This window comes from Micromonospora yongxingensis, from assembly GCF_052601155.1.
This window is the reverse complement of sequence record NZ_JBQXEO010000024.1, coordinates 23,260-49,655: the sequence shown is the minus strand read 5'-3', so window position 1 is coordinate 49,655 and position 26,396 is coordinate 23,260. Positions and strand designations below refer to the sequence as shown.

16 protein-coding genes are annotated in these 26,396 nt (G+C 69.5%); 11 read left to right on the top strand and 5 right to left on the bottom strand.

All coding sequences use genetic code 11. The features are described from left to right. Positions 1 to 54 precede the first annotated feature (54 nt). The 3 genes from ACTWLT_RS24865 (at position 55) to ACTWLT_RS24855 (ending at position 10,919) form a co-directional block, all read left to right on the top strand. Entirely contained in the window at positions 55 to 3,612 is a 3,558-nt protein-coding gene (locus ACTWLT_RS24865; RefSeq protein ID WP_445320471.1) for a LamG-like jellyroll fold domain-containing protein, read from the top strand. A gap of 78 nt (positions 3,613 to 3,690) precedes the next feature. Next, on the top strand, positions 3,691 to 10,515 hold the full coding sequence (locus tag ACTWLT_RS24860) for an RHS repeat-associated core domain-containing protein (protein ID WP_445320439.1): 6,825 nt from the start codon (positions 3,691 to 3,693) through the stop codon (positions 10,513 to 10,515). A gap of 23 nt (positions 10,516 to 10,538) precedes the next feature. After that, a complete protein-coding gene (locus tag ACTWLT_RS24855) occupies positions 10,539 to 10,919 on the top strand; it encodes an Imm32 family immunity protein (RefSeq protein ID WP_445320438.1) in 381 nt (126 codons plus the stop codon). A gap of 159 nt (positions 10,920 to 11,078) precedes the next feature. Here the strand turns inward: ACTWLT_RS24855 and ACTWLT_RS24850 are convergent, their stop codons facing one another. Continuing rightward, positions 11,079 to 12,203, bottom strand: coding sequence for a glycoside hydrolase family 12 protein (locus ACTWLT_RS24850; RefSeq protein ID WP_445320437.1), 1,125 nt, complete (start codon positions 12,201 to 12,203; stop codon positions 11,079 to 11,081). 304 nt (positions 12,204 to 12,507) lie between these two features. On the opposite strand from ACTWLT_RS24850, the gene ACTWLT_RS24845 reads away from it, so the two are divergent. Both ACTWLT_RS24845 and ctaD read left to right on the top strand, forming a co-directional pair. Then, positions 12,508 to 13,614, top strand: a complete 1,107-nt coding sequence (locus ACTWLT_RS24845) for an FAD-dependent monooxygenase (RefSeq protein WP_445320436.1) — start codon at positions 12,508 to 12,510, stop codon at positions 13,612 to 13,614. A gap of 119 nt (positions 13,615 to 13,733) precedes the next feature. After that, entirely contained in the window at positions 13,734 to 15,494 is a 1,761-nt protein-coding gene (ctaD, locus tag ACTWLT_RS24840) for an aa3-type cytochrome oxidase subunit I (RefSeq protein ID WP_252418560.1), read from the top strand. A gap of 363 nt (positions 15,495 to 15,857) precedes the next feature. Here the strand turns inward: ctaD and ACTWLT_RS24835 are convergent, their stop codons facing one another. From ACTWLT_RS24835 to ACTWLT_RS24820, 4 genes are read right to left on the bottom strand one after another with little or no spacing between them, the layout of a single operon-like run. Then, positions 15,858 to 17,108 (bottom strand): MFS transporter, encoded by a 1,251-nt coding sequence (locus ACTWLT_RS24835; RefSeq protein WP_445320435.1) that lies wholly within the window; start codon positions 17,106 to 17,108, stop codon positions 15,858 to 15,860. A gap of 40 nt (positions 17,109 to 17,148) precedes the next feature. Further along, positions 17,149 to 17,730, bottom strand: coding sequence for an isochorismatase family protein (locus ACTWLT_RS24830; protein ID WP_445320434.1), 582 nt, complete (start codon positions 17,728 to 17,730; stop codon positions 17,149 to 17,151). 53 nt (positions 17,731 to 17,783) lie between these two features. Beyond that, a complete protein-coding gene (locus tag ACTWLT_RS24825; RefSeq protein ID WP_445320433.1) occupies positions 17,784 to 19,070 on the bottom strand; it encodes a nicotinate phosphoribosyltransferase in 1,287 nt (428 codons plus the stop codon). A 16-nt stretch (positions 19,071 to 19,086) separates the two neighbouring features. Next, on the bottom strand, positions 19,087 to 21,765 hold the full coding sequence (locus ACTWLT_RS24820) for a LuxR C-terminal-related transcriptional regulator (protein ID WP_445320432.1): 2,679 nt from the start codon (positions 21,763 to 21,765) through the stop codon (positions 19,087 to 19,089). A 199-nt stretch (positions 21,766 to 21,964) separates the two neighbouring features. Here ACTWLT_RS24820 and ACTWLT_RS24815 point away from each other — a divergent pair, with 199 nt between their 5' ends. The 6 genes from ACTWLT_RS24815 (at position 21,965) to ACTWLT_RS24790 (ending at position 26,336) form a co-directional block, all read left to right on the top strand. Further along, positions 21,965 to 23,485: a P-loop NTPase family protein gene (locus tag ACTWLT_RS24815; protein ID WP_445320431.1), complete on the top strand. Its 1,521-nt coding sequence runs from the start codon at positions 21,965 to 21,967 to the stop codon at positions 23,483 to 23,485. A gap of 148 nt (positions 23,486 to 23,633) precedes the next feature. Beyond that, positions 23,634 to 23,924 carry an ATP-dependent Clp protease adapter ClpS gene (gene clpS / locus ACTWLT_RS24810; protein ID WP_179782374.1) on the top strand — a complete coding sequence of 97 codons (291 nt, stop codon included), beginning with the start codon at positions 23,634 to 23,636 and terminating at the stop codon, positions 23,922 to 23,924. A gap of 2 nt (positions 23,925 to 23,926) precedes the next feature. After that, positions 23,927 to 24,421 (top strand): DUF2017 domain-containing protein, encoded by a 495-nt coding sequence (locus tag ACTWLT_RS24805; protein ID WP_445320470.1) that lies wholly within the window; start codon positions 23,927 to 23,929, stop codon positions 24,419 to 24,421. Between the two features lie 53 nt (positions 24,422 to 24,474). Then, positions 24,475 to 24,963, top strand: coding sequence for a M67 family metallopeptidase (locus ACTWLT_RS24800; RefSeq protein WP_179782375.1), 489 nt, complete (start codon positions 24,475 to 24,477; stop codon positions 24,961 to 24,963). Between the two features lie 66 nt (positions 24,964 to 25,029). After that, a complete protein-coding gene (locus ACTWLT_RS24795) occupies positions 25,030 to 25,359 on the top strand; it encodes a MoaD family protein (RefSeq protein WP_445320430.1) in 330 nt (109 codons plus the stop codon). Positions 25,360 to 25,370: 11 nt separating this feature from the next. Next, positions 25,371 to 26,336: a PLP-dependent cysteine synthase family protein gene (locus ACTWLT_RS24790; protein ID WP_252418552.1), complete on the top strand. Its 966-nt coding sequence runs from the start codon at positions 25,371 to 25,373 to the stop codon at positions 26,334 to 26,336. The last annotated feature ends 60 nt before the right edge of the window (positions 26,337 to 26,396 follow it).

The following is a 26,396-nucleotide window of genomic DNA, read 5'->3' as shown; positions in this document are numbered from 1 at the left end:
CTGACGGTGGCCCGTCGTACGAGAAAGCGGGGTCGGCTCTTCACGCTCGGCCTCATGGTGGGCCTCGCCGGCCTGTTGTCCGGCACTGCCTACGTGGACAGTCCGGAAGCAACGCCGGCGACCGCCCCGGTCGCCGCGGTCGAGGTGGATCCCGTCCGGGACACCGAGGACGAGGCAGTGCTCGCGGCCGAGTCTCTCAATCAGCCGGTCGAGGTACTCGCCTTCCGCACGGAATACCGTGACGTGTTCGCGCAGCCGGACGGCTCACTGATCGCCAACGAGCACAACCAGCCGGTGCGAGTCGTCAGGGGTGACGCCTGGGTGGCCACCGACGCCACGCTGACGCGGAACGCCGACGGGACCATCACCCCGAAGGCGGCACTCATCGACATGCGGATCTCCGTTGGTGGTACCGATCCGCTGCTGGTGGTCCGCAATGACAGCCAGGTGATGACCCTCACCTGGCCGTACACGCTGCCAGCCCCGGTGCTCAACGGGGACCAGGGCGTCTACCCAAACGTCTTCCCGGACGTTGACCTGGTGGTGAACATGGCGGTCGAGGGCTTCTCGCACGTCATCGTGCTGAAGACGCCCGAGGCGGCGAACACTCCTGAGCTGCAGGGCCTGAAGCTCGGTGTCACCGGCCAGAACCTGACCATCCAAGAGACGCCGGAGGGCGGCGTCGTCGCTCTCGACCCCGCGACCGGCAACCCGGTCCTGGAGGCCGACGCGCCGACGATGTGGGACAACGGCACGCCGACGGGCGACGGCGACGCCACCGCCTCTGCCCCCACCTCGGCGAAGACGGCGCCGGGATCCCCGGGCGCCGAGTCGACGTCCGACACGACTACCAGCGGTGAGACCGACCTGGAGACGGCACGCGGCCCGGAGGACAACTCGACGGTCGCTCCGATGGGTCTCGACTACTCCAACGGCTCGCTGACTCTCACTCCGGACGCGGCGATGCTGGCCGACCCGAACACCAACTGGCCTGTCTACCTGGACCCGGTGTGGCAGGCGACCACGAACAGCTCCTGGGCGATGGTCGACAGCGGCTACCCCAGCGAGGAGTACTGGAAGTTCGACGGCAAACGGCACGAGCGGATCGGTCTCTGCCCGGAGTCCTGCAACAGCTCGAAGGTGAAGCGGGTCATCTACACCCTGGCCACGCCGTACTCCGGTAAGACGATCCTCAGCGCCGAGTTCCGGGTGACCATGCAGCACGCCTGGAACTCGACGGCCCGGGACGCCCAGCTCTACCTGCTGCCAAAGGGAATCAGCTCCTCGACCAACTGGGGCAACCAACCGGGTGGGTCGAGCTGGAGCAGTGGTGCCAACTGGTTGGACACGAAGGCCCCGACCAGCACTCAATCGACGTGTACCACGACCAACCAGAACGCCAGCTGGAACGCCAAGGAGGCGGTGCAGCTCGCCGCCACCAACGGCTGGAGCAATGTCACCCTCGGACTCAAGGCCGAGGACGAGGGCAACTATCAGCACAGCAAGCGCTTCTGCGACAACGCGGTGCTCTCGGTGCGGTACAACCGGGCGCCGGTGATCGCCAACCAGTCGGAGCTCACCTCCGACCCTGGCGGCGCCTGCGTCTTCGGTTCCGGCGCGCCGTTCGTGTGGAAGATTCCCAAGCTCTCCGCGGTGCTCCGGGACCCCGATCACTCGTCGGCCCACACTGAGCAGGTCAAGGCCCAGTTCCGGGTCAGCTGGCGCGCGGCCGGCAGCAGCACCGACACGGTGAGGACCTGGGACAGCCTGCTCAAGGCCAGCGGATCCATCTTCACCTACACAGCGCCCTCGGACATTCCGCAGAACACCCTCATCTCCTGGGACGTCCGGGCGTCCGACAACACCAGTTGGGGCGCATGGAGCTCAGACGGCGCCCGGAACCCGTGCCAGTTCACCTACGACGCGTCGGTCCCCGCTCCACCGGACGTCGACTCGCCAGACTTCCTGCCGCTGGACGCCACCGATGGTGGGTCGCCTGACTGCCTGACCGATGCAGAGTGGCACGAGAAGCTCGGCATCCAAACCAGCTTCACCTTCGACTCGGCGGCCAGCGACGTGGTCGAGTACCGATGGGGTTTCAACACCAACCCGTCCCCCACGAACAGCCTGAGGCCGGCCACCGCCGGTGGGCCGGTGTCCCTCCAATGGACCCCGACCAAGGAAGGTCCATTCACGCTCAACGTCATGGCGGTCGACAAGGCCGGCCTGGGCAGTTCCATCGCCTCGTGTACGTTCCGGGTCGGCAAGCGCCCGCCGGTGGCCCAGTGGTCGCTGTCGGAGGTTGCCGGATGGAAGCTCGCGGAGGACGCGTTCAGTGGTCACAACGCGACGCCCGGCAGCGGTGCCACCTTCGGCGTCGCCGGTCCCGGTGGTCAGTACGACACCGCAGCGTCGCTCGACGGCACGAGCAACGGCTACTTCGCGACCGCGGACACCGCCATCCTCAACACCTCCCGCAGCTTCACGGTGAGCGCGTGGGTGCGAACGTCGGATCCCAGTCGTCGTCAGGTCGCCGTCAGCCAGGACGGCACTGGTGAGCCCGGTTTCAGCTTGGGCACCGAAGGCGGTTCCTGGGTGTTCAGAATTCCTGTGAACGACGTGATTGCGCTCGGTGAGTGGAAGGTCTCCTCGACCGGCTCTGCGCCCACCCCGGTGACCACCGCGTGGACCCACCTGACGGCGTCCTACGACGACGCCACCAAGAAGATCTCCCTTCTGGTGAACGGGACCAGCCTGTATACCGCAGACCGGCGATCACAGACGAACTCCCGGGGCGCGGTCCAGCTGGGCAGGCGGATGGTTAAGGGCGGCTACGCCGACAACTGGGTCGGCGGCCTGGCCGACGTCGCCCTGTTTGACCGTTCGATCCTCCCCTCGGAGGCCGTCGGGCTCAAGCAAACCGCACTCGACCGCACGGCATACTGGCAGCTCAATGCCGTCTCGGGCACGGACAGCCCGGAGTACACCAGAAAGGCGCCCATGACCCTCGGGTCGAAGGCGTCGATCTACCAGAGCAACTTCCCGCCCACGGCGGCGATGCTCGGTACTGGTCACCTGGCTCTGTCTGGGGAAACGACCAGCTACGCCAGCACAACGACCAACGCCAACATGGCGGGGAGCTTCACCATCACCGCCCGCGCCAAGCTGACCAGCAGCTGTAAGGGCCGTGCAATGACCCTCTTCTCCCAGAAGGGCGTCCACAACAGCTCGGTCATCGTCCGATGCAACGTGTCCGACGGTGTGTGGGAACTTGCGGTGCCGGGCACCGACGGGGTGAAACCCGCCGTCGGTGAGTACCCGACGGAATCGGCGCCGAAGATCATGACCAAGGGTGACCTCGTCGCCCTCGTCTACAACGGCTACACGCATGAGTTCCTGCTCTACGTGAACGCCCAGGTTGTCGGGTCCGCGCAGCTGACCACGCCCTTCAACGCGACGGGCGGGCTGCAGCTCGGCCGGGCCTTCATCGACGACGACTACCGGGAGCATCTCTCCGGGGCAATCGACGATGTCCGCGTCTACAACGGCGTGGCCGACAAGAACCTGCTCCAGCGGCTCAACCTCACCGTCAAGGAACAGCCGAACCTCTGATCGCGCCGGCAGTCGGGCCGCCCGTAGCGGGCGGCCCGACGGCCCCTGCCGATTTCCCCGACCACCCGTGGAGGGTTGATGTTCCCCCGCCAGTTGGTCGCGCCCGGCGTGCTGCAACGCCGGATCAAGCGACCGGTTTCCTGGGCGATGGCCAGCGTGATGAGTTTGACTTTCATCCAGGTTGCCACTGCCCCCGCCGCTACCGCCGAAGGGCGTACCCGCCCGAAGGCTGCCGATTCCGGCAAAGTCCTGCCGAAGCGGGATTCGCCGCCGGCCAAGCCGAAGAAGCCCGACGCCGCCGAGGCTGCGGCCACCACTGAGCCGGCCCAAGTCACCTGGCCGGCGGCGGGTGCCACCGAGATCATCGTGGCTCCACTGCCGTCGGCCGTACCTTCCGTCGCCGATCGGGCGGCCGCCGCCGGTCCGGCAACCACCGCGAAGGCCGGCGGGCTGACCGTCTCAGTTTTCGCGCCTGCCGCGCCGGTGGCCCCCGGCGGCAAGGCCGCGGCGCCGGGGGCTCCGGCCGTCCCGACCGGTCCCACCGCCACGCCGCCAGTACCTGGCAAGGTGCGGGTAGAGGTCCTTGACCGGAAAGCCGCCGAGAAGGCCCGGGTGGACGGGCCTGTCGTCCGGGTCGCGCGCACGGATGGGCAGCTCACCCCCGGTGACGTCCAGCTTGCCGTCGGATACGAAGGGCTCGCAGGTGCCTTCGGCGGTGACTTCGGCAGCCGACTGCGGTTGTCCCGGCTCCCGGAGTGCGCCCTCAGCACCCCCGACCGCAAGGACTGCGCCGCCCAGCCGCTGCCGACCGTGAACAATGGCGAGGCGCGCACCGTCTCGGCAAAGGTGAGCGCGACCGCGAGTACCGGCACCCTGCTTGCACTGACCGCCGGTGACTCCTCCTCGCAGGGTGACTACTCGGCGAGCAAGCTGTCCCCGTCGTCCAAGTGGTCGGTCGCCCCGTCCACCGGCGGCTTCTCCTGGTCGTACCCCCTGCAGACGCCGCCGGTTCCCGGCGGCGGAGGGCCGGGGATCACCTTGGGCTACTCGTCGCAGTCGGTCGATGGCCGAACCTCGACCACCAACAATCAGGGTTCGTGGATTGGTGAAGGCTTCAGCTACGAGCCGGGCCACATCGAACGGCGCTACAAGCCGTGCGCTGACGACGGCCACAAGGAGGTCGCCGACCAGTGTTGGGCGTACGAGAACGCCACCATCCTGCTGAACGGCAAGTCGACCGAACTGATCAAGACCGCCGGTGGCTGGAAGTTCAGCTCCGACGACGGTTCCAAGGTCGAGAAGCTGTCGGGTGCCAACAACGGTGACAACGACGGCGAGTACTGGCGGGTCACCACCACCGGTGGCACCGAGTACTACTTCGGGCTGAACCGCCTACCGGGCTGGACCACCGGCAAGGAGGAGACGGCGTCGACGTGGACCGTTCCGATCTTCGGCGACGATGCTAACGAGCCCTGCAACAAGGCGGCCTTCGCCGACTCGTACTGCGACCAGGCGTGGCGTTGGAGCCTCGACTATGCCAAGGACCGCCACGGCAACGTCTCGTCCTACTACTACGGTCGCGAGAGCAACTGGTACGCCCGCGGCAACCGCACCGACCTCAACGGGATCGAGTACCACCGCGCTGGATGGCTGAAGCGGATCGACTACGGCCAGAAGGACGGTCAGGTCTACAGCACCAACGCTCCCGCACGAGTTCGCTTCGACACCGCCGAGCGCTGCCTGGCGAGCGGCACGATCGACTGTGACCCGCAGGACCTCAACGCGACCACCGCTCCGTACTGGCCGGACGTGCCCTGGGACCGCAACTGCGTCAAGGACACCAAGTGCAAGACCGACCAGATCACCCCGACCTTCTGGACGCGTAAGCGCCTGGTCGGGATCACCACGGAGATCCGAGGCGCGAGCGGCTGGACGGGGGTCGACAACTGGAAGCTCGACCACCTGCTCACCGACAACGGTGACGGCAGCCGCACCCTCTGGCTCAACAAGATCACGCACGCCGGCCTGGTGAACGGCACCGCCGCCATGCCGTCGGTGGAACTCGCCGGCCTCCAGCTGCCAAACCGGATCGACAGGACGGGCGATTTCATCGCACCTCTGATCCGATTCCGACTTGCCAAGGTCTACACCGATTCTGGCGCCGAGATCGACGTCAACTACGCGACGCCGGACTGCGCCGAGGGCAACCTGCCAACCGAGGGCAAGAGCACCCGCCGCTGCTACCCGGTCAAATGGAACCCGCTGGGCAGCGGCGACTCAATCACGGACTGGTTCCACAAGTACGTGGTCAGCGCGGTCATCGAGACCGACCGGACGGCACGCTCCCCGGACTCGGTCACCAAGTACGACTACCTCGACGGGGCCGCGTGGCGGCACGCCGCCGAGGACGGCATCAGCGACCCGAAGGAGCTGACCTGGAGCGACTGGCGCGGCTACGGTCGGGTTCAGGTGACCCAGGGAGATGGTCAGACGCAGACCACCAAGGCGGAGTACCGCTACCTGCGGGGCATGCACGGGGACGACGATCCGGACAGCACCAACCCGCGGTCGGTCACGATCACCGACTCCACGGGCGGCACCTATACCGACCACGACGAGCTCTCCGGTTTCCAGTACGAGAGCAAGACGTTCGACGGCGCCACGGAGATCAGTAAGACGATCAAGACTCCTTGGCGGTACAACACCGGCAGCGAGTCGCACAGCTGGGGCAACAGCGGATCGTACTTCGTCAACACCGCCTCCACCCGGGACTACACCGCTCTCGCGGCCGGCGGATGGCGGCAGACGAAGACCAGCACCAGCTACGACACGACGTACGGCCGGGCTTACCAGACCGAAAACGAGGGCGATGTCGACGTCACCGGTGACGAGGCGTGCAGCCGTACCAGCTATGTCACCGACGCCACCACCTACGGCACCAACCTGCCCTTCTACCTGAAGGACCTGGTCTCCCGGGTTGAGTCGGTCTCGGTCAAGTGCGCGACCACCCCGAACCGGGCCACCCAGGTCATCACGGATGACCGCACATACTACGACGGGCAGGCTTTCGGCAAGTCGAAGAGTTCCGGCAACCCGACGCGGACCGAGCGACTGGCCACGCACGACGGCACCACTGCCACCTACGCCCGGGTCGCCGAGGGCACGTTCGACAGCTACGGTCGGCCACTGACCGCAACCGACGCGGTCGGTGCTGTGACCACGACCAGCTACGTCGAGACCAACGGCCTGACCACCCAGGTCAAGGAGAAGAGCCCTCTCCTGCACGAGACGGTCACCAACTACGCCCCAGCCTGGGGCAGCCCGATCCAGCAGGTCGACCCCAACGGGCTGAAGAGCGTCCTGGAGTACGACCCGTTGGGCCGGCTCTCCAAGGTGTGGATGCCGGACAGCACGGGTGTCAGCGGACTACCGCCGAACACCAAGTACACGTACCTGGTCCGCGCCGACAAGCCAACGGCGGTCAAGACCGAGAAGCGGCAGAACGACGGCAGCTACAGCGTGGAGTACCAGCTCTACGACAGTCTGCTGCGTCCCCGGCAGATCCAGACCGAGGGCCCGGACGGCACCCGCATGGTTGCGGACACGTTCTACACCCCGACCGGCAAGGTGGAGCGGACATACGCCACCTATCAGGCCGCGGGTGCGCCCACTGACACGATCTATCCGGCCGTTCCCGCCGACACCAACGCCCAGACGGCCTATGTCTATGACGGGGCCGACCGAGTGACCGCCCAGATCTTCCTGGACGGCACCACCGAGAAGTGGCGGACCACCACCACCTACGGGGGTGACCGGGTGTCGGTCGACCCGCCCCAGGGCGAGACGCCGCGCACCACGATCACCAACGCGCTGGGGCAGGCCACCCAGCTGCTCCAGTACAAGGGCACCGGGCCCAGCGGCGCCTACGACAAGACCGAGTACACGTACACCTCTTCAGGTCAGCTGGCGACGGTGAAGGACCCGCTGGGCAACCTGTGGGAGAACAAGTACGACCAGCGTGGTCGCAAGACCGAATCGATCGATCCGGACGCCGGTCACTCGTACTTCAAGTACGACGACCTGGACCGGCCGACCGTCAGCACCAACGGGGTCGGCGCTTCGGTGAGCTACCGGTACGACGCGATCGGTCGGAAGACCGCGGTGTACAAGGGCGCGGATCCGAATACCGGGCAGTTGCTGAGTGAGTGGACCTACGACCTGGAGATGCTCGGCCAGCTCTCCGCCACCACCCGGCACGCCGTCGACGGCGGTCAGTACGTCACCTACTACGGCGCCTACGACGAGTTCTACCGCCCGCACGAGACCTACTACCAGGTGCCGGAGCAGGCGGGCGCCGAGCTCGCCGGTCTCTACAGCTTCGGCACCGAGTACAACTTCGACGGCACGGTACAGACGGTCGGTATGTCGGACGGTGGCGGGCTACCGTTCGAGTCGATCGCATACACCTACGACGCGCTGGAGCGGCTGAAAGCCAGCATCGGCGACGCGTCATACGTCACCGACGTCTCCTATGCGGCGACCGGCGAGGTGCTCCAGTCGGAGGTGCAGCTCGGCACGAAGAAGGCTTGGTCGACGTACGGGTATGAGCGGGCCTCGAAGCGGCTGAGCCACGTCCAGCTCGAACGCGCCGGCGCGCCGGTCATCGACATCGACGCCCGGTACAGCTACGACGACGCCGGCAACATCACTCGCATCGCGGACACCCCGACCGGGACCCGCGACGTGCAGTGCTTCACCTACGACTACCTCCGGCGGATGGACCGGGCCTGGACGTCGGCCAGCACCGCCACCGACCCGTGCGCTGGCGGTCCGTCCGCCACAGGCGTCGGCGGTATCGCGCCGTACCACCACGCCTACACCTACGACGAGGTCGGCAACCGCAAGTCCGAGATCCAGTACGCGACGAATGGCACCCCGCTGCTGGAACGCAGCTTTGAGCAACCTCTCCCGGGCCAGGCAAAGCCGCACACCGTGAGCAAGATGACGGAGAAGACCCCGTCCGGGGACCGGCTCTACACCTACGGGTACGACAACGCCGGCAACACCACGAAGCGCACCAAGGTGGGCGAGGACCAGACCCTGGTCTGGGACGCCGAGGGCAACCTCGAATCAGCGACGGCCAACGGCAAGAAGACCAGCTTCCTGTACGACGTCGACGGCTCCCGGATGCTCCGCAAGGAGCCGGGAACGACGACGCTCTACCTGCCGGGCATGGAGATCCGGCTCAACACCAACACCCACGCCACCGACGGCACCCGTTACTACTCCGTGCCCGGCGGCGGCACGATCGTCCGGAAGCTGGACGGGGTGCGCTACATCGCGCCGGACCACCACGGCACCGGCCAGGCTGTCGTGGACGAGACGGGCGGCATCGTCCACCGCCGGAGCACTCCGTTCGGTGAGTCGCGGGGTGCCCCGCCTTCGCCGGGTCAGTGGCCCACGGAGAAGGGCTTCGTCAACGGCAATCAGGACAGCAGCACCGGTCTGGTGAACATCGGTGCCCGCGAGTACGACACGGTGATCGGTCGGTTCATCTCGATCGACCCGATCATCGACGTCAACGACCCACAGCAGATGCACGGGTACGCGTACGCGAACAACAACCCAATTTCGTTCTCGGATCCGGATGGACTGAAGGCCTGTTCGGACGACGCCTGCGGGCCTGGGGCGGACTACGAGGACATGTACGGCAACTACCACGACGTCCCGGGTCACAACGACGGTTGCCACGGTTGCTCCGGGTCGTACGACCCGCACGCCCCACAGGAGAACCACCCACGCGCCAAGGACGGTGGCGGGGGCGGCGACGGCGGGGCGGCTGCCGCCGCGGAGCGCGCCCGTCAGCAGCGCATCGCCAAGGCCAAGGCCGTCCTCCTCGAGGCCGGCAAGGCACTCGCCAAGATCGCCATGGACGAGCTGGGTATAACGGACGCGCTCGACTGCTTCATGAAGGGCGACATCGGGGGTTGCGTCAACACCGCAATCACCGTTGCCAGCTCGTTCGTGGGCGGCATGCTGGGCAAGCTGGCCATGAAATACGGCAGTCCGTTCAAGTGGAAAAAGGGCTACGAACTCGGCGTCCGGGTCAAGGACCTGCTCGGCAAGCTGATCACCGGTGTCAAGGACTTCCTCAAGGCAGGAAAGAAGGCCTGCCACAGCTTCGCCCCAGGCACGCTCGTGCTCCTCGCCGATGGATCCACCAAGCCGATTGAGCAGGTCGAGCTGGGTGACCGTGTCGTCGCGACAGACCCGGAGACCGGTGGGTCAGTTCCAGAGGAAGTCGTGGCGACCCATGTCAATGTCGACGTCGACCTGACGGATCTGACTCTCACGATTGCCGGTCGTGACGTGATGGTCCAGACGACTCAGCATCACCCAGTGTGGAGCGCGGACCGGCTCGAATGGGTGTACGCCGGCGATCTCCGCGTGGGTGAACATCTCTATGCGCTCGATGGCGCCGCCGTAGCGGTCAGGAGCGTCAAGTCGTACATCCGTAGCAGGGTCATGCACGACCTGACTGTCGACTCTCTGCACACGTACTACGTGGTCAGTGGGGGATCTCCGGTTCTTGTTCATAATCGCGATATTTCCATGGACGAGGCGCTAGACCGCGCTGCGGTCCATGTCGGCGACAACCCGATGTCGCGCGAGTCGGGCAGCAGAGCTGTGCAGTTCGAAAATGGATATATCGACGAAAACGGCAACAAGGTGCGCAAGATCGCACGATTCGATGTAAATCCTAATGTTCCACACGTCCAGCAGGAGGGTCCCCACCTCAACCTGGAGACGCAGATCAACGGGCGAACGGTCAATAGTGGGCCGCTAAGGGATCCCCATACCGCGATTGACCCGTCTACGATCAGGCCTGGCGACTATTGCTGATGTTACGGATGTGAAGGGTTGATATGAAGGTTCGTTATGCCGAGAGCGCCAACGAGTTGGAACTTTCTGGTACGGGCACAGAATTGCGGACTCTCGCAACTTCTCTCCGCTCGATTCGAGGAAGCGTTTCCCTGAATGTTGACGGGGATCCATGGCCCTACGACAAGGCGCTGTCGTCAATCGAATATGAACGTACCTCAGGGCATATCGTAATCTCCTTCGTGTCGGATCGGTCGGCTTTGCACATAAGGGGTGGCGCAGAAGAGTTGGAGACCTTTGCGTCCATGCTGGAAGAGTTCGGGGAGGAAGGTGACATTGGCGCTCATATCCACATCGAACCTCGGCCTGATCATGAATTCTTTGCTCCGGATACCCAGCCTCTGATAATCGCACTGGTGAATTGACTCGCCTTGTCGCTGCAACTCACGCGACCTGGCGGGCGAAAGTTCGCCGAGCATGGACTCGCTCTATCGCCCTACGTGAGCGAGTGAGGTTGTCGAACAGCGCAGGGGGTGTGACTCGTCGAGTCACACCCCCTTTGCCGCTGTCAGTGGCAATACTGGTCAGGTCCTTGAGCAGGTGGCGCCGTTGAGCGAGAAGCTGGTCGGTGACGAGTACGACCCGCTCAGCGTCCCCTGATACCCGAAGCTGGCCGTGCCGCCGGGCGGGACGGACCCGTTGTGGCCGGTGTTCCGCGCGGTCACCGCGGACCCGCTCTGCGTCACCGTGGCGTTCCAGGCGTTGGTGACCTGCTGCCCGCTGGGCAGGTTGTAGGTCAGCGTCCAGCCGTTCAGCGCGCTCGACCCCGTGTTGGTGATCTGCACGTCGGCCGTGAAGCCGTTGTTCCACGAGTTCGCCGTGTACTTCACCGCGCATCCCGCACCACCCGGCGGCGGGGTCGTCGGCGGCGGCGTGGTGGGCGGAGTGCCACCACCGTTGACGGCGGCGGAGAACGACGTCACCGCCAGGCCGGCGCCGCCCTGCCAGGGCTCGAAGCCGGCCTGGATGCTGGTCAGGTACCAGCTGTTGGTGATCGCGCCCCGGTTGCGGACGTCGTTGATGAAGTCCAGCACGCTGAGGTTCAGGCTGGTGATCGGCGACGGCGCGACGTAGGAGATGACGTTGTTGGAGCCGTTGCTGCCCCGCCAGACCTCCCAGGTGCGGCCGGCCAGATTCGTCGTGCCGACCACCGAGCCGATGGGTTGGATCGAGCCCTGCCGGTTGAGCCAGATCATGATCTCCATCTGGTTCACCCCGTCCCGCTTGGGCGAGGGGTCCAGCCAGATGTCGTACGACGCGTTGTAGATGGCGCCGCTGACGTACCGGTAGTTGATGCTGCTGGTGGCGCTGCTGATCTGGCTCACCTGGATCGGCAGGTTCGTGCCGGGGGAGCAGTTGGTGTAGTGACAACCGAAGAACGCCGAGGGGTACGCGGTGGGCGCGCCGTTGGTGGGGTTGCTGCCGTTCTGGGTGGTGATCTCGAAGCCGGTGTCGGTGACGTTGATGCACTGCTGGGCGGTGGTGCCCCAGCGGTTGTTCTGCACCACGTAGCGGCCCTGGATGACGGTCGAGCCGTACTGCTCGCAGATCTGCGTGTCGGCGGAGGCGTTGCCGCCGAGTGCCACGGCGACGATCGAGCCGCCGAGCAGCAGGCCGGTGGCGACCAATGCCCGAAGTGGACGTTTCATGACGCTCCTTGACTGCGGCGCGTGCCGGGCGCCGGACTGGGTCGGGGCAGGTGCGGGAGCGCTCCCACGCTCAATGACACATTTACATGTCTGAAACTCGTGCGCAACCGTGCGCGTCAAACTGGTGAAATGTGAGGATTGCCACGCCCGCGCCGGACGGCTGCCGGGCGACGTCCAGCTACGCGACGCGTACCGCCGACGAGCGGCTCCGGGCGGGCCGATCGGACTCTGGCGTGCACCGATAGCGCCGAGTAGCGTGTTGCCTCCAACGCGTGCCGCATCCCCTCCGGAGGCGTACACCACCATGGGTGGCTCCCCCCTGCGCATCCTCGTCGTCGGCGCGGGCATTGCCGGCCTGGCCGTAGCCCGGGCGCTACGCCTGGCGGGTTTCCGGCCCGACGTCACGGACAAGCTGCCACCGGGGGAGTCCACCGAGACCGGGCTCTACCTGCCGGGCAACGCCGCCCGCGCGCTGCGCCGGCTGGACCTGCACGACCCGGTCCGCCCGCTCGGCCAGGTCATCCGTCGGCAACGCTTCTTCGATGCCGCGGGCGCGCCGCTCTGCGAGGTCGACCTCGACACCCTCTGGGCCGGCGTCGGCGAATGCCGGGCGCTGCCCCGGGCGGACCTGCACCGGGTGCTGCTCAGCGGCGCCGGCGGCGCCGTCCGGCACGGCGCCGAGGTCCGCACCCTGGACCTGCTCCCGGGCGGGGTCGGGGTCACCTTCACCGACGGCACCAGCACCGAGTACGACCTGGTCATCGGCGCCGACGGGCCGCGCTCCTCGGTCCGCGCGCTGGCGTCCCTCGGCGGTCCGCCCCGCCCCGTCGGGCAGGTGGTCTACCGGGCCGTGCTGCGCGACGGCCCGCCCGTCACCGAGTGGACCGCCCTGCTCGGCCAGCGCTCCGGGTTCCTGATGGTGCCGATCGGCGCCGGTCGGCTGCACTGCTACGCCGACGAGGCCGGCACCGATGCCCCCGCCGACCCGCTGGCCCGGTTGCGCGAACTCTTCGCCGACTACCGAGGCCCGGTGCCCGAGGTGCTCGCGGCACTCGACGGGGTGCACGTCGGCATCACCGACGAGGTGGAGCTGGGCCGCTGGTACCGGGGGCGGGTGCTGCTGGTCGGCGACGCCGCGCACGCCACCGCGCCGACGTTGTCCCAGGGCGCGGCCATGGCGCTGGAGGACGCGGTGGTGCTGGCCGAGTCGCTACGGGCCGCCGGCAGCGTGGAGGCGGCCCTGGTCGCGTACGAGAGTCGCCGGCGTCCGCGTACCCGCTGGGTGCGGGACCGGACCCGGGACCGCAACCGGACCAGGGACGTGCCGCCGGCGCTGCGCGACCCGCTGCTGCGCGGACGTGGCGGCCGGATCTTCGGAGAGCACTACCGGTTGCTGGTGGGCCCGCTGTAGATCGTGTCCCGCCACCCCACGCGGCGCTCCGACCTGCCGGGGACTATTCTTCCTGCGGATGACGGCCCGCCGATAACCAGCGTGTGCCGAGCGGGACAACCGAGAACCGGAGGCCACTCGTGACCACCGTCGCACCCAAGCCGGTCGTGACCCGGCCCTGGCCGGTCCGGGAGCCGGTCAAGGGGTCGGCCATCGCGCGGCTGCTGCGTACCACGGACGCGAAGCAAATCGGGATCATGTACATGGTCACCGCGTTCGTGTTCTTCATGATCGGTGGCCTGATGGCCCTGGTCATGCGGGCTGAGCTGGCCCGCCCCGGGCTGCAGTTCCTGTCGCCCGAGCAGTACAACCAGCTCTTCACGATGCACGGCACGATCATGCTGCTGTTCTTCGCGACGCCGATCGTGTTCGCGTTCGCGAACTACATCGTGCCGATCCAGATCGGCGCGCCCGACGTTTCCTTCCCGCGGCTGAACAGCTTCGCCTACTGGCTGTACCTGTTCGGCGGCACGATGGCGACCGCCGGCTTCATCACCCCCGGTGGCGCCGCCGACTTCGGCTGGTTCGCGTACGCGCCGTTGAGCAGCGTCGAGCACTCGCCCGGCGTCGGCGCCAACATGTGGATCATGGGTCTGGCCATCTCCGGTCTGGGCACCATCCTCGGCGCCGTGAACATGATCACCACCGTGCTGACGCTCCGCGCGCCCGGCATGACCATGTTCCGGATGCCGATCTTCACCTGGAACATCCTGGTCACCAGCCTGCTGGTGATCCTGGTCTTCCCGCTGCTGGCCGCCGCGCTCTTCGCGCTGGCCGCGGACCGCATCCTCGGCGCCCACGTGTACGACCCGGCGACCGGCGGGCCGATGCTCTGGCAGCACCTGTTCTGGTTCTTCGGGCACCCTGAGGTCTACATCGTCGCGCTGCCGTTCTTCGGCATCATCAGCGAGGTCATCCCGGTCTTCTCCCGCAAGCCGATCTTCGGCTACAAGGGTCTGGTCGCCGCGACCGTCGCGATCGCCGCGCTCTCGATGAGCGTCTGGGCGCACCACATGTTCGCCACCGGCCAGGTGCTGCTGCCGTTCTTCAGCTTCCTGAGCTACCTGATCGCCGTGCCGACCGGTATGAAGTTCTTCAACTGGATCGGCACCATGTGGCGGGGCCAGATCAGCTTCGAGACGCCCATGCTCTGGGCGGTCGGCTTCCTGGTCACCTTCCTCTTCGGTGGTCTCACCGGTGTGCTGCTGGCCAGCCCGCCGATCGACTTCCACGTGTCGGACTCGTACTTCGTGGTGGCGCACTTCCACTACGTGCTCTTCGGCACCATCGTGTTCGCGGTCTTCGCCGGCATCTACTTCTGGTTCCCGAAGATGTTCGGTCGGATGCTCGACGAGCGCCTGGGCAAGGTGCACTTCTGGCTCACCATGATCGGCTTCCACACCACCTTCCTGGTGCAGCACTGGCTCGGCAACGAGGGCATGCCCCGCCGGTACGCCGACTACCTGCCCAGCGACGGCTTCACCACGCTGAACATGATCTCCACGGTCGGCGCGTTCATCACCGGTATCTCCACGCTGCCGTTCATCTACAACTGCTGGAAGTCGTACAAGACCGGCCCGGTGGTCGAGGTGAACGACCCCTGGGGTCACGGCAACTCGCTGGAGTGGGCGACCAGCAGCCCGCCCCCGCTGCGCAACTTCGACCGGATGCCCCGGATCCGCTCCGAGCGGCCGGCGTTCGACGCGAAGTTCCCGGAGCTGGCCGCCGGCGGCCAGAGCCTGGCCGGCCCGCCGGAGGGTGGCGCCAAGCCGCTCACCAGCCAGTCGGACGGCGGGGCCAGCTACCGCGAGGACACCGCCAGCGACATCGACCGGCACTGACGCTCACCGCAGCAGCCGTACGACGGGCGCCGCCCCCGGGACCACCCGGGAGCGGCGCCCGTCGCCATGTCCGGTACCGCGCTCGTCCCGCCCCTGGTTCGTCGGGCATCTCTTCCTGATGAGCGTGATACCTGTGAGTCATAAATATGCCTCAGAGGTATCACGCTCATTTGCGCATGCGGCTCCGACGGTCGCCGCCATGGCCGTGGGGGCCACCAAGAGACGGTCGCCGCCACGGCGGCGCGGGCCACCAGGAACAGCGACGGTCAGCAAGGCCAGTCGCGACGGCCGCCGTCTTTGGCGGGCGAAGTCGCCTGCCGGCCGGGCACGGTCCGGTCGGTGACGGCGGCGGTGAGCCGGCCGTCAGCGGGTGGCGGAGGTGAAGTCGGCCTCGACGGGCGGTACCAGAGCGGCCGCGTCGGCGTTCCGGCGGCGGCGTAGCTCGATCGGGAGTACCACCAGGGTGACGAGCGCGCCCAGGGCGCCGGTCACGACGAAGCCCCAGAGCGGCGCGCTGGCGTCGATCACCGCGCCGGCGAGTGGCGCGCCGATGGCGATGCCGACGGTGACCGCCGAGCCGTGCAGGCCCATCGCCTCACCGCGCACCTCGGGCGGGGCCAGCCGGCTGACCGCGTCCGAGGAGGCCGCGATGGTCGGCGCGCAGAGGGCGCCCGCCGGGATCAGCGCCAGGGAGAGCAGCCACCAGTGCGAGCCGCCCAGCCCGACCGGGATGGTGCAGAGGCCGAGCGCAGCGGCCAGCGCCAGCGGGGAGAGCGACCGGTGCACGGCGCCGTAGGCGAACCCGCCGACCAGCGAGGCGACCGCCCACATGGCCAGCACGGCGCCGGTCCAACCGACCTCGCCGCTGGCCCGCAGCACGGCCACCACGGCCACGTCGGTGCCACCGAGCACCAGCGTGGCGGCGGCGCTGACGGCCAGCACGGCGAGCAGTCGGGGAGTCAACCACTCCCGGCGGGGCACCCGACGCCGTGGGCCGGTCGGCTCGGCGGCACTGCGGGTCGGCGGGTTGAGCAGCCACAGACCGATGCCGGCGGCGACGATGCCGGCGCCGACCAGGTACAGGGTCGTCCGGGCGGAGATCGCCGTGACCAGCGCCACCGCCAGCGCCGGGCCGATCATGAAGGACAGCTCCACCGACATCGAGTCCAGCGCGTACGCCGGGCGGCGCCGGTCCTCCGGGACCAGCGCGGCGATCGACTGGCGGACCACCGAGAAGATGGGCAGGGCGAGCGAGCCGGCCACGAAGGCGGCCGGCAGCAGCAGCTGGTACGACAGCGAGGGCGCCGTGGTCCAGAAGAGCCCCTCGGCGATCGCGGTGAGCACCAGGACCGGGCGCAGGCCACGCCGGTCCACCAGCCGGCCGAGCAGCGGGCCGCCGATCGCCGCGCCGACCGTGACGGCCGCTCCGACCAGACCGGCCGCCCCGTAGCCCCGGTCGAGGTCGAGCACCACGTAGAAGGTCAGCGTCACGCCGGTCGCGGTGAGCGGGATGCGGGCGAGGACGGCGAGCAGCAGCAGCGACCGCAGGCCGGGTATGGCGAGCGCATCCCGGTAAGGCTTCATGTTCACGTGGGTCCGTACCTCCGGCGACATCCTCGACCGGAGGCGGGCGGATGACCAGCCAATTACCGCTTCATGCGGCCCTGATCACAGGTTGACCGTGCAGGGTCACCCCTTCGCCCTCCATCGCCCGCAGCGCCACGTCGGTGGTCGCCGGGGCCACGGCGGCGGTCAGTTCGAGCAGCACGGTGGTGGCGAAGCCCTCCCGGGCGGCGTCCAGAGCGGTCGCCCGGACGCAGTGGTCCGTGGCGATGCCGACCACGTCGACCCGGTCCACGTCGTGTCGGCGCAGCCAGTCGGCCAGGCACTCGCCGTCGTCGGCATGCCCCTCGAAGCCGGAGTACGCCGCCGCGTGCTCGCCCTTGTGGAAGATCGCCTCGACCCGCCCGGTCTCCAGGTCGGGGTGGAACTCCGAGCCGCTGGTGCCGACCACGCAGTGCCGGGGCCAGGACTCCACGAAGTCCGGCGGATCGCCGAAGTGCGCGCCGGGGTCGATGTGGTAGTCCTTCGTCGCGACCACGTGTGCCCAGCGGTCGGGCTCGGCGGCGAGCAGCCGCGAGATGCCGGCGGCCACGCCGGCGCCGCCCCCGACGGCCAGCGAGCCGCCCTCGCAGAAGTCGTTCTGCACGTCGACGATGATCAGCGCGTTGGCCATCGGGATCTTCCTCTCCTCGCGATCGGGTCTGTGGTGACGGTCCTGGGCGAGGCTCAGTCGGCGGGTACGACGGTGACCGGCACGGCCGGGTCGCCGGCGGAGAGCTTCAGCCCCTCCCACGGGATCGAGATCAGGCATTCGCGCAGGTGCTCCCGCGACTCGTCCAGGGAGGGCAGCGCCACCGTCTCGCCCTCGACCACGTACGAGCGCTGGAGCATCCGATCGTTGGGCTGCCGGTCCGGCACACCCTGGGGCACGATGACCTCCTCGGTGGCGGTGCCCGTCGGCTTGTGTCGGCGGACGGCCACCTTCCGGCCACCGATGGTCGCCTTGTGCTCGGAGCGCTTCACCACCGGCCGTCCCTCGACCTCGACGAGCTTGTAGACCAGCCCGGCGGTCGGCGCGCCGGAGCCGGTGACCACGGCCGTGCCCGCGCCGTACATGTCCACCGGCTCGGCGGCCAGCGAGGCGATGGAGTACTCGTCCAGGTCGCCGGAGACGATGATCTTCGTTTCGGTGGCGCCCAGCGAATCCAGCAGCTCCCGGGACTGCTGAGCGATCACCGCCAGGTCGCCGGAGTCGATCCGTACCGCCCGCAGCTCCGGCCCGGCCACCGCGATCGCGTTGCGGATGCCCTGGCTGATGTCGTACGTGTCGACCAGCAGCGTCGTGTCCTTGCCCAGCGTGGCGACCTGCGAGGCGAAGGCCGCCCGCTCGTCGTCGTGCAGCAGCGTGAACGCGTGCGCCGCCGTACCGGCGGTGGGGATGCCGTAGCGCGCGCCGGCGGCGAGGTTGGAGGTGAACCGGAACCCGGCCAGGTACGCGGCCCGCGCCGCGGCCACCGCGGCCTCCTCGTGCGCCCGGCGTGAGCCCATCTCGATCAGAGCCCGACCGCGCGCCGCGGTCACCATCCGGGCGGCGGCGGCCGCCACCGCGCTGTCGTGGTTGAGCACGGAGAGCACCAGGGTCTCCAGCACGACGCATTCGGCGAAGCCGCCGGAGACGGTGAGGATCGGCGAACCGGGGAAGAACAGCTCACCCTCGGCGTACCCGTCGATGTCGCCTGTGAAGCGGTAGTCGGCGAGCCAGGCGGCCGCCGCCTCGTCGACCACCCCGGTCCTCCGCAGGAAGTCGATCTCCTTCGGGTCGAAGCGGAAGTCGCGGACCAGGTCGATCAGCCGGCCGGTGCCGGCGACGACGCCGTAGCGGCGGCCGGTGGGTAGCCGGCGGCTGAACACCTCGAAGACGCAGCGGCGGTCGGCGGTGCCGTCCTTCAGGGCCGCGCTGACCATCGTCAGCTCGTAGTGGTCGGTCAGCAGCGCGGGGCGGAGGGTGCTCACCGCCCCAGCCTAAGGTTCAGCCCGCGTCGCCGCCCTCGTGGCCCGGGATCGACCGCAGCGCGGCCCACAGTTCGGCCCGGCCGGTCACGCCGAGCTTGGTGTAGATCCGCTGGAGGTGGTTTTCCACCGTGCGGGCGGAGAGGTAGAGACGCTCCGCGATGGCCTTGCTGGTCGCGCCGTGGGCGGCGAGGCGAGCCACCTGCCACTCACGTTCGGTCAGCACCGGCGCCCCGGCGTGCAGCGCGGGCGTGCGGATCAGGTCGCAGCGGCCGAGCAGCCCGGCCAGGCGCTCCCGGGCCTCACCGGCCGCCGGCGAGTGCTGCTGCCGCAGCCGGTGCAGGGCCTGGGCGGTGGCCTCGGCGGCGTACACGTGCAGCTCCAGCGCGGAGTAGTCGTCGGCGACGGCGAGCAGGTCCGGGGCGGAGTCGGTGACCGCGGCCCGGGCGTGCCGGGCGAGCAGGGGTGGGAGCACCCCGTCGACCTGCTCGGAGAGCTCCGCGAGGCGCTGGGCGACGGTGCGCCGGCCGCCGTCGGAGCAGGTGGGGCCGACCGGGGCGCCCGCCTGGTCCAGCCGGACCAGGTCGTGCAGGACGTGCACCTCGTGCCCGGCGAAGCCGTCCGCGCGCAGCCGGTCCACCAGATCGCTGAGCTGCTTGGCCGCGCCGGGCAGGTCGCCCGACGCCGCGAGGACCGCGCCTCGGGCCTGCTCCAGCCAGGGGTAGAGCACCGCCATGCCCGGCGCGTGGGTCCGGTCGGCCTCGGCCATCGCCTCCGCGGCCTGCGCCGCGTCGCCGCGCAGCGCCGCCGCCTGGGCGCGTTCGGCCTGAGCCAGACCGGCATAAACCCGACTGGTGGCCAGCACCGCGCAGGCGCCCAGTGAGGTACGCATCGCCGCGTCGCTCTGCCCGCGCAGGCGGGCCGCGTACGCCTGGAGGATGGCCAGGTAGCCGGTGCCGAGCCGGAAGTCACCGGCACCGGCGAGGTCGGCGAACTCGTCGGCGACGATCGCGTCGATCCCGACCAGGTCGCCGGTGAGCATGAGCCGGGTGCCCCGGGCCAGCTCCAGGGCCAGTTGCAGGTACGGCATGTCGGTGCGCCAACTGGCCGCCGCGGAGTGCACCTGGGCGATCGCCGTACCGCTGCGGGCGAGCTGGCCCTGCGCGGCCTGGACGTACGCGATGGTGCTGCGGGCCAGCTCGCGGGCGGCGACGCTGGCCGCAGGCCGGTCCAGCACCCGCTGGCTGAGCCGGACGGCGGTGGCCGTGTCCAGCCGGTGCAGTCGCATGATCGCCTCGAAGGCGTGCACCCGGGCCCGGTCGGCGGAGTCGCTGAGCTGCTCGACGCGGCTCGCGATCTCCTCCACCGTGGACTCCCGGCTCAGCCCCCAGTAGCTGACCATCCCCCGCACGGTCAGCCACCGGCAGAGCCGCCGCTCGTCGCCCGGGTCGGGGGTCACCGCGTCGAGGACGTCGATCGCCTCGTCCGGCCGGTCGGCGAACATCAAAATGGTGGCCAGCAGTTCGGCGGCGTCCGAGCCGCCGTCGGCGTTCAGCGCGGCGCGGGCCAGCCTCGTCGCCAGCGGCACGTCGTAGCGGGTGAACGCCTGCACGGCCGCGTCGACCAGCAGGGCGGGGTCCTGCGCGGTGCCCGAGTCGAGCCGCCACACCGCGACCCGCAGGAGGTCGTCGCGGCGGCGCTTGCCGACCTGCTCCAGCAGCTCCGCGAGGTGCGCCTGGAGCCGGCGGGTGCGGCTGACCGGGCAGCGGCGTCGCATCACCTCGCCGTAGAGCGGGTGGGCCAGCCGGACGTTGGTCCGGCGGTCGCTCTGCACGACGCTGATCAGCCCGCGTTCCTCGGCCATCTCCACGTCGGCCGACTCGGCGGCCAGGTTGAGCAGGTGCAGACCCAGCGGTTCGCCGAAGGCGACCAGCTCGACGACCGCGCGGACGCCGTCGGTGAGCTGCCCGACCCGGGTGTCGATCAGATCGGTCAGGTTGGGTGCCAACTCCAGGCGCCCGGTCCACTTCCAGATGCCGTAGGTGCGCTTCAGCTCCGCGCTGCCGTTGGCGGCGTGCACCAGCTCCCGCAGCAGAAGTGGGTTGCCGGCCGACAGCCGGCCGAGCCGGTCGGCGGAGCCGGCGTCGACCGGGCCACCCAGGATCGCCGCCAGCAGACCGGCGGTCTCGGCCTGCGGCATCGGGGTCAGCTCGACGTGCTCGACCAGATCGTCGGTCCAGAGTGCCCGGATCGGCAGCGGGATCTGCTCGCCGTCGCGCAGGGTGCCGATCACCGTGGCGTTCTCCGCCCGGGCGACAAGGTGCACCAGCGCCGCCGACGGCGGGTCGAGCAGGTGCGCGTCGTCGATGGCGAGCACGATCCGCCGACCGGCGGCCTGCTGTTGCAGGACGCCCAGTGCCCAGCGCAGAATGCCTGCGGGGGACAGCCCCTGCGGTTGCTCGGCGGGAAGGACCTGCACCAGCCCGCCGAACGGCAGCGCGGCGGTGGTGGCGCTGGCCGCGATGGACCAGATCGCGTAGCGGTCGGTGGGCAGGGTGCTCACGCCCTCGCGCAGCAGCCGGCTCTTGCCGATGCCCGCGCTGCCGCTGAAGAAGAGCCCCCGGCCGGCCTCGCCGGTCACCGCCGCCAGCAGGCGGTTGAGCTCCTCGGTTCGGCCGACGAACTTCCATCGACTCATCCGGGCAGCATATCCATCGAAACCTGTCCGCGCGCGTACCGTCACGCACCGAAGTTGAGTAATCTCGCGATTACTGGTGAGTATCCGAAGTGTTCGGCCCGGTCACCGGTCCGCACGTACTGTTCCGACATCCGGGTTCTGTCACCGGATTTTCTCCACGCGACCGGCGCGCCGGTCGCCCGCCACGGGAGGCCACCTGATGAAGCAGGGCCCTCTCCCCTCGGTCGACTCGCCGGACGACATGGCCGGCCCGACCGACCTGCCGCGCTGCGGCCCGCTGCCCACCCGGGTCGGCGTGACCGGTCCCGGTTCGGAGGAGCCGCTCGGCGTGGTCGCCGTCGGCCCGGCCGGCGCCGAGCGTCGTGCGGTGCTCGCCACCCTGCTCGGGCTCGACCCGGTCATGCTCACCGTGCCGGCGGGCAGTTGGCTGGTGGTACGGCACGCGAAGGTGCCCAGCCGGGCGGCGTACGTGCCGGGCTACCGCCAGCCGCACTCCTACGGCGCCGACCGGCATGCCGCCGGTCCGGCGCTGGCCCGCCCGCCCCGGCGGGTCGAGCTGAGCGTGCCCGAGCCGCTGCTGCGGCACTTCACCCTGATCGACACACCCGACAGCGGCACCCTCGGCGTGGCCGGCGGCCGGGTGCTGCTCGACGCGGTCGGCCGGGCCGGCGCGCTGCTCTTCGTGATCGCGGCCGACCAGGCGTTCACCGCCGCTGAGCTGAACCTGCTCGCCGAGGTCGCCTCGGCCCCGGTGCGGGTCGTCTTCGCGGTCACCCCGGGCGCGGCGACGACGGAGGACGCGGGGGCGTCCGTCCCGCCGGCCGGCGGTGTGACCGGCGAGGTCGACCCGGTCGCGGTGACCGTGGCGGCGCACCGGGCGGCGTTGCTGGCCGCCGTGCCGGCGCTGGCCGGTGCGCGGTGGTTCCCGATCTCCGACGCCGACTCCGCGGCCGACCTGCGCCGGGCGCTGGTGGGTTGGGCGGCCGACGAGGGGTTGCACCGGGCCAGCGTGGATCCGCCGGTGTTCCCGGGCCAGCACGACCGGGTGGCCGTGGTCGCCGACCCGGGGGACTGGTCCGAGCAGCTCGACCGGCAGACCCGCTCCTGCGCCCAGCGGATCCGCCAGCACCTCGCCCTGGAGTTGGCGAACGCCCACCTGCGGGTGGTTCAGGAGATCGTCTTCGGGGTCGGCTGCGCCGGCCTGCCGGAGCTGCTGGACCGGGAGATGGCGGCGTTGTCGCTGCTCGCGACCGCCCAGTGCGATCACGCGGTGCGGGGCATCATCGCCGATGCCGCGACCCGGGTGCTCGGGGCGCCGCCAGCGGAGGGCGTACGCCGCCGGATCGCCACCGCCGTTCAGTACGGCCTGGCCGATCACCGGTCCGGCCGGGACCTGGACCGGGTGTTGCTGATCACCAGTACGGCCGGGGTGGCCGGGCTGACCGGCCCGGACGCGATCGACGCGCTCGCCGGCTACCCGACCGCGGCCCGCGACGAGGTGCTCCCGCCGGTCGCGGTGGCGCTCTCCGGCGGGTGCTGGCAGACCTGGCGTACCCCTGGCAACGACGACCACAACGCGGCGCGGGCGTGGTCCCAGCGTGCGCTGCGGGAGGTCGAGCTGGGGTTGTCCCGGGAGATCTCCCGACGGTTCGAGGTGATCCGCCTCTCGCTGGGCGCGGTGCTCTCCGATGCAGTCGACCACGGCATCCTGCTCGCCTGACCGCGTGGCCGCCCACCGACCCGGGTCCGCACCGCACCGTGCCTCGGACGACGCCCAGGGCGGGTCCGGCGCGGCCGGGCTGGGTGATCCTCGCCGGGCCGGCGTTCCGGTTCCTCGGTTCCGGGAAACCGGTGGCACGATGGGGGGCATGGCGGCTCCGCAGGTTGCACCGGTCGAGACGCCGGCCACTGACGAGGTGCCGGCGTCCGACCGGCAGTGGGTGACGATCGTGTGGGACGACCCGGTCAACCTGATGACCTACGTGACCTGGGTCTTCCAGAAGCTTTTCGGCTACAGCCGGGAGAGGGCCGAGCAGCTCATGCTGGACGTGCACCACAAGGGCCGGGCGGTGGTCTCCACCGGCGCCCGGGAACGCATGGAGCACGACGCGTCGCAGCTGCACGCGTACGGGCTGTGGGCGACGGTGGACCGCTCGTGAGCATGTTCCGCCGCCAGGCCGGCCGCTACGTCGCCACCTTCGCCGTCGACGAGGTCCGGGTGCTGCGCAAGGTCGCCACCGAGGTGGTCGGTCTGCTCACCGATGGCTTCGACCACACCGACCCGGTCGTCGGCCGGCTCTTCCCGGAGGTCTACCCGGAGGACGCGGCCGGCTCGGCCGAGTTCCGCCGCTACACCGAGGGCGACCTGAAGACCGCGAAGATCGACCAGGCCGGTGCGATCCTGGCGGCGCTGCCCGACGAGGCCGGCGGCGAGGTACGGCTGGACGCCGAGGCGGCGGAGGCGTGGCTGCGGGCGTTGAACGACGCCCGGCTGGCGATGGGCGTCCGGCTGGAGATCAAGGACGGCACGGACCTGGGCGAGGAGTTGGACGACGCGGTGGCCGAGGATCCGGCGTCCAGCCGGGTGTTCCAGTTGTCGGTCTACGCATATCTCGGATATCTGCAGGAGTCGCTGCTCAACGCCTTGATCGACTAGTGGTGACCCGCGCCACTTCGGCCCGCGCCCCGGCAGGCGTTAGGCTGGAGCACGTGCTGAGCATCGACCGGTCGATCATCGACGCGATCGTCGCCCACGCGCGCCGGGACCACCCCGACGAGGCGTGCGGCGTGGTCGCCGGTCCCGTCGGCAGCGACACCCCGACCCGGCACATTCCGATGGACAATGCCGCGCGGTCGATGACCTTCTACGAGTTCGACTCGATGGAGCACCTGCGGGTGTGGCGCGAGATGGACGACCGGGACGAGGAGCCCGTCGTCATCTACCACTCGCACACCGCCACCGAGGCGTACCCGTCGCGGACGGATGTCTCCTTCGCCGGTGAGCCGGGCGCGCACTACCTGCTCGTCTCGACGCGCGAGCCCGACTCGGAGGAGATCCGGTCGTTCCGGATCGTCGACGGCGTGGTCGCCGAGGAGCCGGTCCAGGTCGTGGAGGCCGGGGTGGATCCGCACGCCGTCCAGTCCTACATGTTCGGGCAGAGCCCGGCGACGGTCGACTACGAGTGTTCCGGCCGCTGACCCGTCAGCGTCCGCACCCGGTTCGTCCCGTCACCGTAGGCACACCCGAACGAGGAGCACGACATCATGGCCATTGAGGTTCGCATCCCCACCATCCTGCGCAGCTACACCGGCGGCGCCAAGGTCGTCGAGGGCACCGGCGACACCCTGAGCGACCTGCTCGCCGACCTGGACTCCCGGCACGGCGGGCTGCGCGGCCGCCTGGTCACCGAGACCGGCACGCTGCACCGCTTCGTCAACGTCTACGTCAACGACGAGGACGTCCGCTTCCTCGGCGCGCTGGACGCCAAGCTCTCCGACGGCGACAGCGTCACCATCCTGCCGGCCGTGGCCGGCGGCGCGTTCGGCTTCGCCGCGGCAGCGGCGATCAGCCAGCACGCTGTCGCCGTCCGCTGAGGGCGGTCGTCATGGCGCGGTACGACAGCCTGCTCGACGCGTGCGGGGGTACGCCGCTGGTCGGCCTGCCCCGGCTCTCCCCGACGGTGCCGGACGGCGCTCCACCGGTGCGGCTCTGGGCCAAGCTGGAGGATCGGAACCCGACCGGCAGCATCAAGGACCGGGCGGCGCTGTTCATGGTCCGCGCCGCCGAGGAGGCCGGGCGGCTCCGGACGGGTGACACCATCCTGGAGCCGACCAGCGGCAACACCGGCATCTCGCTGGCGATGGTGGCCAAGCTGCGCGGCTACCGCCTGGTCTGTGTGATGCCGGAGAACGTCTCCACCGAGCGGGTCCAACTGCTCCGTATGTACGGCGCTGAGATCATCTTCTCGCCGGCGGCGGGTGGCTCCAACCAGGCCGTCGCCACCGCGAAGCAGATCGCCGCCGAGCATCCGGACTGGGTGATGCTGTACCAGTACGGCAACGAGGCGAATGCCCGGGCGCACTACGAGACGACCGGGCCGGAGTTGCTGCACGACCTGCCCACCATCACGCATTTCGTGGCCGGGCTGGGCACCACCGGCACCCTGATGGGCACCGGGCGGTACCTGCGGGAGAAGGTAGACGGCATCCAGGTCGTCGCGGCCGAGCCGCGCTACGGCGAGGTGGTCTACGGCCTGCGCAACATCGACGAGGGGTACGTGCCGGAGCTGTACGACGCCTCGGTGCTCTCCCGGCGGTTCTCGGTCGGCACCCGGGACGCGGTGCTGCGTACCCGGCAGCTCGTGGACGTGGAGGGCATCTTCGCCGGCTTCTCCACCGGTGCCATCCTGCACGCCGCGCTCGCGGTGGCGCACGAGGCGGTCCGCGACGGCCGCCGTGCCGACGTGGCCTTCGTGGTCTGCGACGGCGGCTGGAAGTACCTGTCCACCGGCGCGTACGGCGGCACGCTCGCCGACGCCGAGGAGGCCCTGGACGGCCAGCTCTGGGCCTGACCGCCGTGGTCCCTGTCGTACGGGCCGTCGACGCACGCGTCGATGGCCCGTACGCTGCCC

Bases quoted from the DNA above. Each gene is read 5' to 3' on its own strand.
- ACTWLT_RS24865 (WP_445320471.1), top strand. From the start codon at position 55: ATGGTGGGCCTCGCCGGCCTGTTGTCCGGCACTGCCTACGTGGACAGT.
- ACTWLT_RS24860 (WP_445320439.1), top strand. From the start codon at position 3,691: ATGTTCCCCCGCCAGTTGGTCGCGCCCGGCGTGCTGCAACGCCGGATC.
- ACTWLT_RS24855 (WP_445320438.1), top strand. From the start codon at position 10,539: ATGAAGGTTCGTTATGCCGAGAGCGCCAACGAGTTGGAACTTTCTGGT.
- ACTWLT_RS24850 (WP_445320437.1), bottom strand. From the start codon at position 12,203: ATGAAACGTCCACTTCGGGCATTGGTCGCCACCGGCCTGCTGCTCGGC.
- ACTWLT_RS24845 (WP_445320436.1), top strand. From the start codon at position 12,508: ATGGGTGGCTCCCCCCTGCGCATCCTCGTCGTCGGCGCGGGCATTGCC.
- ACTWLT_RS24835 (WP_445320435.1), bottom strand. From the start codon at position 17,108: ATGTCGCCGGAGGTACGGACCCACGTGAACATGAAGCCTTACCGGGAT.
- ACTWLT_RS24830 (WP_445320434.1), bottom strand. From the start codon at position 17,730: ATGGCCAACGCGCTGATCATCGTCGACGTGCAGAACGACTTCTGCGAG.
- ACTWLT_RS24820 (WP_445320432.1), bottom strand. From the start codon at position 21,765: ATGAGTCGATGGAAGTTCGTCGGCCGAACCGAGGAGCTCAACCGCCTG.
- ACTWLT_RS24815 (WP_445320431.1), top strand. From the start codon at position 21,965: ATGAAGCAGGGCCCTCTCCCCTCGGTCGACTCGCCGGACGACATGGCC.
- clpS (WP_179782374.1), top strand. From the start codon at position 23,634: ATGGCGGCTCCGCAGGTTGCACCGGTCGAGACGCCGGCCACTGACGAG.
- ACTWLT_RS24805 (WP_445320470.1), top strand. From the start codon at position 23,927: ATGTTCCGCCGCCAGGCCGGCCGCTACGTCGCCACCTTCGCCGTCGAC.
- ACTWLT_RS24795 (WP_445320430.1), top strand. From the start codon at position 25,030: ATGGCCATTGAGGTTCGCATCCCCACCATCCTGCGCAGCTACACCGGC.
- ACTWLT_RS24790 (WP_252418552.1), top strand. From the start codon at position 25,371: ATGGCGCGGTACGACAGCCTGCTCGACGCGTGCGGGGGTACGCCGCTG.